This window comes from Sphaerotilus sp. (assembly GCF_041083715.1).
Classification (GTDB): Bacteria; Pseudomonadota; Gammaproteobacteria; order Burkholderiales; family Burkholderiaceae_C; genus Sphaerotilus.
In genome coordinates, this window is the sequence record NZ_JBFPGY010000249.1 from 1 (window position 1) to 8,140 (window position 8,140).

Below are 8,140 nucleotides of genomic sequence, written 5' to 3' on the forward strand. Positions count from 1 at the left end.
TCAGCGAGATCCAGAGCCGCATGCGCATGGACGATCCCGACGGGCTGGATCTGGCGTACACGCAGCGGATGATGGGCTTCCTGCTGTGGCAACCCCGGCCGCAGCACCTCGCGATGATTGGCCTGGGCGGTGGCTCGCTGGCCAAGTTCTGCCACCGGCACCTGCCCGACAGCACGCTGCGGGTCGCCGAGATCAATCCGCATGTGATCGCGCTGCGCGACGACTTCGGCATCCCGCCGGACAGCGCGCGCCTGCGCGTGGTCTGCCAGGACGGTGCCGTGCTGGTGCGCGACCCACCGGAGCGCTTCGACGTGCTGCTGGTGGACGGCTTCGACTGGGAAGGCCTGCCCGAGGCCTTGTGTTCCCAAGCGTTCTACGACGACTGCGCCAGCGCGCTCACCGACACCGGCTGGCTGGTCGCCAATCTGCCCAGCAGCGCCAGCCAGCCGCTGTTCGACGTGCACGTGGCCCGCATCCGCCAGACCTTCGGCGCGGACGCGGTGCTGGTGGTCGGCGATGGCGAACGGGGCACCAACAGCGTGGTGCTCGCCTGCCGGGACGCGCTGGCGCTGCAGCGGAGAGACATCACGACACGCCGGCCCACCGGCTTCGAGGTCTCCGCCTGGAGCGCACTGCAGCCCGCCATGGCGGCGGTGCGGCGGGCCCTCCTGGCGCAACAGGCCGACACGGGCACCGATTGAACCTGCCGACGACAATCTCCCCATGACCATCGCCCCCTACCTCAAGACCATCGGCCGCGGCAAGGACGGCGCCCGCTCGCTGGACCGCACCCAGGCGCTCGACCTGATGACCCGCATCCTCGACGGCCGCGTCAGCGACCTCGAACTCGGCGGCTTCGCCCTCGCGATGCGCATCAAGGGCGAGTCGGCGGACGAACTCGCGGCCTTCGTCGAGGCCGCGATGGTGCACACGCTGCCGCTGGTGGCCCCCTCGCCCGCCGTGCTGCTGCCGTCGTACAACGGCGCGCGCAAGCTGCCGAACTTCACGCCGCTGCTGGCGCTGCTGCTGGCGCGCGAAGGCGTGCCGGTGCTGGTCCACGGCCCGATCGACGACCCCGGCCGGATCACCAGCGCGGCGATCTTCACTGCGCTCGGCCTGCCGCCCGCAGCCGACGCCGGACAGGCCGCGGCGCAATGGGCGCGTGGCGAGCCGGTGTTCATGTCGCTCGAAACGCTGAACCGGCCGCTGGCGCAGTTGCTGGCGCTGCGCCGTGTGCTCGGCCTGCGCAACAGCGGGCACACGATCGCCAAGCTGCTGCCGGCCGTGCCCGGTGGCCTGCGGGTGGTCAACCACACGCACCCGGAGTACGCGGTGAGCCTGTCGCAGTACCTGCGCGAGAGCGGCGCCGAGGCGGTGCTGATGCGCGGCACCGAGGGCGAACCGGTGGCCGATGCACGCCGACAGCCACGGCTGGAGGTCTACCGGTCTGGGGGACCGGACGCCACGCTGTCGGTGGCGCCACAGGAGGGCGTGCTGGTGGAGCTGCCCGTGCTGCCTGCAGCCATCGACGCCGAGACCACCGCGGCGCACATCCGCGCCATGCTGGCCGGGCAGGTGCCTGTGCCGGCACCGATCGCACGACAGGTGCAGTGCCTGTGCGCGTCCGTTCGTGGCTTCAGCGCGGCGTCTTGCGGTTGACGCTCAGGTGCAGCTCGCCCGGGCCGGGTGACTCGTAGGACGGCAGCCGCACCGACAGGTTCACACCGATCAGCTCATTCGCATCGACCCAGTGCCGGCCATCCTCGCTCGCCCAGTGCTTGTGCAGGTAGAGGTCGCGCCCCAGGCGGGCACTGATCGTCTGATCGGCGCCAACCGTCAACGCGCTGCCGTCAGCCAGCAGGCGCACGTCGATGCGCTGTCCGGCCGGCAACTTGTAAACGTAGTCGCCGGTGCCCGCGGGCTTGTCCGGGTAGGTGACCACGGGCAGCTTCGCCAGCGCATCCGCCGATGGCGGGAACGGGCTGGCACAGCCGCCCAAGGCCAGCGCCGACACCAGACCAAGGGCCAGAACAGAACGGACCGCGATGCGTTTCATGGACACTCCTGAGGGTGAGACAAGGGAAGAAGAACCAGACCGTCGGCAGGACGGCTGGATGCGCCGCTGACCCGGACCAGCTCGGTGAGTTGCGCCACGTAGTCGGCCAACGCCGCCCGGCCCGTGGCGGTCAGCAGGAACACGGTCTGGGAACGGGCTGTGACGGAGACGTCGCGGGACTCGATGAACGCCGCCTCGACCAGCTTGTTCAGGTGGGCGCCGAGGTTGCCGTCGGTGATCGCCAGTGCGCGCTTGAGTTCACTGAAGGTCGCTTCGCCGCGGCCGGACAGGAAGGCCACGATCTGGGTGCGCACCGGCTGGTGCAACAACGGGTCCAGGCGTGGCAACGGAGTCGGGTTCGCGGTCACGGGACATCCCCCTGCAGAAAAGGACCATCCAGCACGGCTTCGGCGCGCACCACCGGCTGGCCGTCGGCACCAAGCCCTGGCTTGAAACGGAGGATCTTCAGGCCGAGCACGCCGTCGCGGACGCGGTGCCACGGTCCGTGGTTGATGCGGTAGCGACCGTCGGGTTCGCCATCGCGCAGCACCACCTCGATCGGCAACTTCAGGCGCATGCCCAGTCCCGACTGCGGCGATGCGCTCAACAACGGCCCGGACAGGTCAAGCGTCAGCGCCACCGGTGCACCCGGTGCGAGCCGCAGCACCCGTTCGCCAGCGACCAGCTGGGGCGGCTCCTCGTTACCAGCGGTCAGCCGCCCCAGCAGCAGTGCCGCGCCGACCACGGCCCCCATCCACAGCAGCAGTGCAACCAGCCGTGGCGACCATGCCCGGTCGCGCTGCCGCCGATCGAGCCAGCCCGCCAGCGGCATGCCGACCGCGAAGCACGATGCAGCCAGCCAATGTGTCATCTGGTACGGCACCCCAGCCGCCAGCCCCGCCACGCCGAGCAGAATCGTCGCCAGCCCGATCCACTCGATCAGCGGCCGAGAAAACAGCCCGAACAGGTAGACCCCCAGCCCGAGCAGCACGATCCACAGCCCGTAGACCATCGTGCCGCCGCCATAGAAGAACATCGCACACGACCCCAGCGTGCCCATGCCCAGCAGCATCCACCAGGCCCGCGTGATCTGCGCCTGCGCGAATGGCAAGGTTTCGTCGCGGCGCTCGCGGGCGCGGCGCGTCAGGTGGTGGTCCACCAGCGACACGCCGCCAAGCCAGACGCTCAGCCAGACCAGCAGCACCAGTGCGCGCTGCGTGAGGTCCGGGAAACGCTCGGCGGTGATCAGATATTCGGTCAGCCCGGCGACGAAACCGCCAACGCCACCGATCAGGATCAGGCTGTGGCGCTCCAGCCGCACGCTGCGGTGGCCAGCAGCGAGCATGGACTGGATGGACTGCAACTGGTCAAGGGTGGCACTCATGCGGAACGGTCCCGGTGGGATGCAGACATGAACTCTGTGATTCAGAGTCAGAGCATATAACTCTGAATCACAGAGTGTCAAGCGACACCACCAGGGTCCGGTTCAGCGCACAGGCCGGGTCAGCGGATGCACGTTGCCCGTCGGCCGCTCGGCGCGCAGGTCATAGCTCTCGGTGCCAGATTCGCGCAGGATGTGGCCGTCCTTGACGACGATCACATCGGTGCCCGTGAGAAAGGCCATCTGCCGCGAGATTTCGGCGGCCCGCTTCAGCGCCGCGTAAGCGCCAAGCACTTCGGGTGCAATGTAGGCCTGGGTCAGGGAACCGTTCTTCATGCGCCGCTCCAATCCACCAGTTTCGGAACAGGGCCCGCGTTGTCGAAATGCATCCACAGATCCACCAACCCCTTGTAGAGCGCGTGGAAGTTGTGCAATCCCGTCTCGTACCGGCGCCGCACCACATCGCTCGCCATGCGCATGCCGCCCTGGCGCACACGCTCGTTGACCCGGTGCTGCGACACCTCCCAGGACGGCAGCGACAGGAACACCATCTGCACCACATAGCCCTTGGCGCGCCAGTCGGGGATCAGGCTGGCGTAGTCCCGGCTGCGCAGCGAGGTCTCGAAACCGAAGGTCTCGCGCAGGCGCAGCATGTCCTGGATGGTCATCTGCATCAGCTTGCTGGCGCGCATCTCCATGCGCTCGGGTGCGAACGGCGACAGGCCGTTGGCGATGAGGTCGGCGTCGATGAAGTTCCTGCAGGCCGCCTCCTGGGGCAGATATTCCTTGGCGAACGTGGTTTTTCCTGCGCCCGGCGGGCCGGCAATGATGTGGATGCGGGGCATGTCCAGTCGCTCCAAGTGGAGTGCAGTCGAGAGAATTTCAAATCATTATGTAACTTATCGTGACTTCTTACCCTTGATATTCTGAAGAAAAACAATTCCCCGAACGAAAAAAAGCCCCGCTCGTTCGAGCGGGGCGGGTGTCCCGAATCGCCAGCCGAAGGCGGCAGATTCCGCAGTTCCTGCAGGTCAGCCCGTGACCAGATCCTTGATCTGCATCAGCGCAGCCGGATCTTCCATGGTCGTCAGGTCGCCCGCATCGCGGCCTTCGCAGACAGCCTGGATGGCACGGCGCAGCACCTTGCCCGAACGGGTCTTGGGCAGCACGGTGACGAAGCGCACGCGGGCCGGGCGGGCCACGGCGCCGAGCTGGTCATCGACCACCTTGAAGATCTCGGCTTCGAGCTTGCGGGCGTCCTCGGCGGTCGTGACGCGGCTGGCATCCTTGACCACGGCGAAGGCCATCGCCACCTGGCCCTTGAGCTGATCGGCCACGCCCACCACCGCCACTTCGGCGACGTTCGGATGGCTGGAGATGCTTTCCTCGATCTCGCGGGTGCCCAGGCGGTGGCCGGCGACGTTGATCACGTCATCGGTGCGACCGAGGATGAAGTAATAGCCATCCGCATCGCGCACGCCCCAGTCGAAGGTGCTGTACATCATCTTGCCGGGGATGCTGGTCCAGTAGGTGCTGACGAAGCGCTTGTCATCGCCCCACACCGTCTGCAGACAGCCCGGGGGCAGCGGCCCTTCGACGGCCACGACCCCCTTCTTGTTCGGCTCGGTGATGGTCTCACCGGTCGACTCGTCGATCAGCTTGACGTCGTAGCCGTAGACGGCCTTGCCCGGCGAGCCGAAGCGGCTCGGTGCCGGCTCGACGCCGTTGCACACGGCCATGATCGGCCAGCCGGTTTCGGTCTGCCAGTAGTTGTCGACGATCGGCTTGCCGAGTGCTTCGGCGATCCACTTGGCGGTCGGCTCGTCCAGCGGTTCGCCGGCCAGGAACAGCGCCTTGAGGCTGCTCAGGTCGTACTTGGTCAGGAAGGCCGGATCCTGCTTCTTCAGCACGCGCACGGCGGTGGGCGCCGAGAACATGACGGTGACCTTGTACTTCTCGACCAGGCTCCACCAGATGCCGGCGTCCGGGCGGATCGGCAGGCCTTCGTACATGATCGTGGCCATGCCGCCGATCAGCGGGCCGTAGATGATGTAGCTGTGGCCGACCACCCAGCCGATGTCGCTGGTGGAGAAGTAGGTCTCGCCCGGCTCGCCCATGTAGATGTGCTTCATCGAGGCGGCCAGCGCCACGGTGTAGCCGGCGGTATCGCGCTGCACGCCCTTGGGCTTGCCCGTGGTGCCCGAGGTGTACAGGATGTAGGAGGGATGCTCGGACCCGACCCACTCGCAGGGCACGACAGCGTCCAGGTGCGCGGCACGCAGTGTCGCGTAGTCCACATCGCGGCCTTCGACCTTGGTGTAAGGCGCCAGACCACGGTCCACCATCACGACGGCGGCCGGCTTGCTGGTGGCGAGCTGGATGGCCTCATCCAGCAGGTGCTTGTACGGCACGCCCTTGCCGCCACGCATGCCGGCGTCGGCACTGACAATGACCTTGGGCGCGGCGTCGTCGATGCGGCTGGCCAGCGAGTGGCTGGCAAAGCCGCCGAACACCACCGAGTGGATCGCGCCGATGCGCACGCAGGCCAGCATCGCGAACGCGGCCTCGGGAATCATCGGCATGTAGATCAGGACGCGGTCACCCTTGGTGACGCCCTGGCTCTGCAGGATGGCGGCCATGCGCTGCACTTCGGCGTGCAGCTCGCGGAAGCTGTAGGTCTTTTCGGTGTTGGTCTCGGTCGATACGAAGATCAGCGCGTTCTGGTCGGCGCGGGTCGCGAGGTGGCGATCGACCGCGTTGTGGCAGAGGTTGGTTTCACCGCCGGCGAACCACTTGGCGAACGGCGGATTGGTGTAGTCGCAGACCTGCTCGAACGGCTTGTGCCAGTCGATCAGCGCGGCCTGCTCGCCCCAGAAACCTTCGCGGTCTTCGATGGAGCGGCGGTGAAATTCGGCGTAGTTGGTCATGTTCTGTCTCCTGGGCAGGCGGTCAGTGCGGCAAATTCAGCGAATTCATAATTCAAAATCACAGGACTGACAGGCGCCTGTCAGACCCGTGTCCAGAAGGCCTCTGCAAGCAGAACAGCCCGGGTTTCGCATCAAAAGCGAAGCCCGGGCTGCCATGTCGGTCCTGCCGTTCAGCCGAGTGCGGCGATCACTTCGGCCGGGGCCTGCACCAGTTCGATCAGCACGCCCTCGCCACCGATGGGGAATGCGTCGTTCGCCTTGGGGTGGATGAAGCAGATGTCGAACCCAGCAGCGCCCTTGCGGATGCCACCCGGCGCGAAGCGCACGCCGTTGGCGGTCATCCACGCGACCGCCCGCGCCAGGTCGTCGACCCACAGGCCGACGTGGTTCAGCGGCGTGGCGTGCACGGCCGGTTTCTTGTCGATGTCCAGCGGCTGCATCAGGTCGACCTCGACCGCGGTCGGGCCGCTGCCGAGGGCGCAGATGTCCTCGTCCACGTTCTCGCGCTCGCTGACGAAGGTGCTCTTGACCTGCAAGCCGAAGATGTCAACCCACAGCGACTTCAGCCGCTGCTTGTCGGGGCCGCCAATGGCGATCTGCTGGATACCGAGGATGCGAAAAGGCTTGGGGGTGCTCATGGTGCTGCCTCCGCTGTTCATTCGAACCGCAGGATCGGCTGGTCCACGCTCAGGCTCTCGCCCTTCTTCGCGAGGATCTCGGCCACCACGCAGTCCTGCGACGCGACGAGGATGTTCTCCATCTTCATCGCCTCGATGACGGCCAGCTTCTCGCCCGCCTGCACCTTCTGCCCGACCGCCACCGACACGTCGGCCAGCAGGCCCGGCATCGGCGACAGCAGCGACTTGCTGGTGTCGGGCGGTGCCTTGTAGGGCATCAGCTTCATCATTTCGGCTGCGCGCGGGTTGAGCACCAGCGCGTCGATCTGCGTGCCGTTGTGGGCGACGCGGATGGCGAGCGGGTTCTTGTTGGCGCTGCGCTCGACCTGCGCGGTGAACGGCACGCCGTTGCACACGCCGGTCATCAGCAGGTCACCGAGCTTGGTGTGGCTGCGGATCGCGTAGATCTTGTCGCCCAGCAGCACATTGGCGGTGCCGAGCGCGCTGTCGTAGCCGCTGACCTTGACGTCGTGGTAGACGTGGTCGCCCTTGGCGCCCAGCACCGCGACGACCAGATCCGGCGCGTCCTTGTTGACACCGTGGCCCGGCAACTGGCCGCTGATGCCGGCCGCACGCTCGCGGGCCTTGCGGCGCACGAAGGCAGCCAGCGCAACCAGGAGCAGCGGGTCGTCGTGCGGCACGTCCTCGGCCTTGAAGCCGTGGCTGTAGTGCTCGGCGATGAAGCCGGTGTTGAACTCGCCGGTGACGAACTTCGGGTGCGCCAGCAGCGCGGCCTGGAAGGGGATGTTCGAGCTGATGCCGCGGATCACGAAGCCGTTGAGCGCTTCGCGCATCTTGGCGATGGCTTCGTTGCGGTCACGCCCGTGGACGATCAGCTTGGCGATCATCGAGTCGTAGAACATCGGGATCTCGCCGCCCTCGTAGACGCCGGTGTCCACGCGCACGCCGCCGAAGTGGCCCTTCTCGTAGGCGGGGCCTTGCAGCGTCTCGGTCCCTTGCACCAGCTCCGCAGCCGGCGGCGCGTAACGCACCAGGCGACCGGTCGAGGGCAGGAAGCTGCGGAACGGGTCTTCCGCGTTGATGCGGCACTCGATCGCCCAGCCTTCGCGCTTGATGTCGGCCTGCGTGAACGCGAGCT

10 protein-coding genes are annotated in these 8,140 nt (G+C 67.1%); 2 read left to right on the forward strand and 8 right to left on the reverse strand.

What is annotated here, in order from left to right; genetic code table 11:
* A partial coding sequence (locus AB3X43_RS11020) for a fused MFS/spermidine synthase (protein ID WP_369429891.1) occupies positions 1-701 on the forward strand: 701 nt, incomplete at its 5' end.
* A gap of 22 nt (positions 702-723) precedes the next feature.
* Entirely contained in the window at positions 724-1,659 is a 936-nt protein-coding gene (ybiB, locus tag AB3X43_RS11025) for a DNA-binding protein YbiB (protein ID WP_369429892.1), read from the forward strand.
* Here the strand turns inward: ybiB and AB3X43_RS11030 are convergent.
* The 8 genes from AB3X43_RS11030 to AB3X43_RS11065 form a co-directional block, all read right to left on the reverse strand.
* Positions 1,637-2,056 (reverse strand): hypothetical protein, encoded by a 420-nt coding sequence (locus AB3X43_RS11030; protein WP_369429893.1) that lies wholly within the window; start codon positions 2,054-2,056, stop codon positions 1,637-1,639. The two genes, ybiB and AB3X43_RS11030, sit on opposite strands and share 23 nt — an antisense overlap.
* On the reverse strand, positions 2,053-2,424 hold the full coding sequence (locus tag AB3X43_RS11035) for a transcriptional regulator (RefSeq protein WP_369429894.1): 372 nt from the start codon (positions 2,422-2,424) through the stop codon (positions 2,053-2,055). The genes AB3X43_RS11030 and AB3X43_RS11035 overlap by 4 nt, the downstream gene beginning before the upstream one ends.
* Complete coding sequence (locus tag AB3X43_RS11040) at positions 2,421-3,440, reverse strand: hypothetical protein (protein WP_369429896.1); 1,020 nt, start codon at positions 3,438-3,440, stop codon at positions 2,421-2,423. Before AB3X43_RS11040 ends, AB3X43_RS11035 begins: the two co-directional genes overlap by 4 nt.
* Positions 3,441-3,542: 102 nt before the next feature.
* Positions 3,543-3,773, reverse strand: a complete 231-nt coding sequence (locus tag AB3X43_RS11045; protein WP_369429897.1) for a hypothetical protein — start codon at positions 3,771-3,773, stop codon at positions 3,543-3,545.
* Positions 3,770-4,282: an ATPase gene (locus AB3X43_RS11050; RefSeq protein WP_369429898.1), complete on the reverse strand. Its 513-nt coding sequence runs from the start codon at positions 4,280-4,282 to the stop codon at positions 3,770-3,772. The genes AB3X43_RS11045 and AB3X43_RS11050 overlap by 4 nt, the downstream gene beginning before the upstream one ends.
* 186 nt (positions 4,283-4,468) lie before the next feature.
* Positions 4,469-6,364 carry a propionate--CoA ligase gene (locus AB3X43_RS11055; RefSeq protein WP_369429899.1) on the reverse strand — a complete coding sequence of 632 codons (1,896 nt, stop codon included), beginning with the start codon at positions 6,362-6,364 and terminating at the stop codon, positions 4,469-4,471.
* A gap of 170 nt (positions 6,365-6,534) precedes the next feature.
* Positions 6,535-7,002 carry a VOC family protein gene (locus AB3X43_RS11060; RefSeq protein WP_369429900.1) on the reverse strand — a complete coding sequence of 156 codons (468 nt, stop codon included), beginning with the start codon at positions 7,000-7,002 and terminating at the stop codon, positions 6,535-6,537.
* A gap of 17 nt (positions 7,003-7,019) precedes the next feature.
* Positions 7,020-8,140 (reverse strand): biotin/lipoyl-containing protein (locus tag AB3X43_RS11065; RefSeq protein WP_369429901.1); only part of this gene is annotated, 1,121 nt, incomplete at its 5' end.

What these genes read in the sequence shown, in the direction of transcription:
- AB3X43_RS11050 (WP_369429898.1), bottom strand. Translation starts at nt 4,282, where the DNA reads ATGCCCCGCATCCACATCATTGCCGGCCCGCCGGGCGCAGGAAAAACC.
- AB3X43_RS11045 (WP_369429897.1), bottom strand. Translation starts at nt 3,773, where the DNA reads ATGAAGAACGGTTCCCTGACCCAGGCCTACATTGCACCCGAAGTGCTT.
- AB3X43_RS11030 (WP_369429893.1), bottom strand. Translation starts at nt 2,056, where the DNA reads ATGAAACGCATCGCGGTCCGTTCTGTTCTGGCCCTTGGTCTGGTGTCG.
- AB3X43_RS11040 (WP_369429896.1), bottom strand. Translation starts at nt 3,440, where the DNA reads ATGAGTGCCACCCTTGACCAGTTGCAGTCCATCCAGTCCATGCTCGCT.
- AB3X43_RS11055 (WP_369429899.1), bottom strand. Translation starts at nt 6,364, where the DNA reads ATGACCAACTACGCCGAATTTCACCGCCGCTCCATCGAAGACCGCGAA.
- ybiB (WP_369429892.1), top strand. Translation starts at nt 724, where the DNA reads ATGACCATCGCCCCCTACCTCAAGACCATCGGCCGCGGCAAGGACGGC.
- AB3X43_RS11060 (WP_369429900.1), bottom strand. Translation starts at nt 7,002, where the DNA reads ATGAGCACCCCCAAGCCTTTTCGCATCCTCGGTATCCAGCAGATCGCC.